Annotated in this window: 2 protein-coding genes; both read right to left on the reverse strand. The window is 74.7% G+C overall.

Annotated elements, in window-relative coordinates; translation table 11 throughout:
- Positions 1-257 (reverse strand): hypothetical protein (locus AC1D1G_RS45570; RefSeq protein ID WP_477956983.1); only part of this gene is annotated, 257 nt, incomplete at its 3' end.
- 44 nt (positions 258-301) lie between these two features.
- A partial coding sequence (locus tag AC1D1G_RS45575; RefSeq protein ID WP_477956984.1) for a phenylalanine--tRNA ligase subunit beta-related protein occupies positions 302-892 on the reverse strand: 591 nt, incomplete at its 5' end.

An 892-nucleotide genomic window follows, 5' to 3' on the forward strand; every position in this document is an offset into this window, starting at 1 on the left:
CCCTCGATCCGCTCACGCACGCGGTCGAACGTCGGGACCCCGCCCGGCGTGTAGTCCGGCTCGGGCACAGCGGGCGCGATGTGGGGCACGACCTCCGCGGTAACCGGATCCTCGGCCGGAATCGCCGCGCCCACGTCCACCGCCGCGAGGAGCGCCCCGAGACCCGGACGACCCGCGGCCACCGCGCGCACCACCTCGAGGAACTCGGCGTCGGTCAACTGACTCGCCGCCGCCACGACGTCGCGCACTTCGGTCATCGCACTGCTCCTCACCGCCTCGGGCCCTCCACCCAGGCTACGGGTCAGCTGCGCAGTTCGGCACCCACGGCGGCGGACGCCGCGGCCACCGCGGCGTCGCGGGCGGCGCTCGCCTCGTCCTCGGTCAGGGTGCGGTCGACGCCGCGGAATCGCAGCGCGAACGCCAGCGACTTCCGGCCCTCCCCGACCTGCGCACCTTCGAACACGTCGAACAGCCGGATGTCCTCGAGGAGCTCTCCTCCACCCGACCGCAGGGCCGCCTGGACCTCGGCGGCGGGTACCGCCGTGTCGACCACGACCGCCACGTCCTGAAGGACCGCGGGGAAGGGTGAGACCTTCGGCGCGGGCAGGTTCTCCACCAGCGGCAGGGCGTCCAGATCGATCTCCACGGCACTCGTCCGCGGGGGAAGCCCGGCGCGCTCGAGCACGGCGGGATGCAACTCGCCCGCGTGGCCGACGACGACACCGTTCACGAGCAGTTCCGCGCCGCGGCCCGGGTGCCACGGCAGGTATTGCGTCGCGCGGAACTCCAGTTCGACACCGGCGGCGGCAGCGACCGTCCGGGCGGCGGCGAACGCGTCGGTGGCGTCGGCTGCGCGTCCCGCGCCCCACGGGCCGCTCGGCTCACGCTGCCC

Source organism: Rhodococcus sp. P3_B8 (assembly GCF_056402775.1).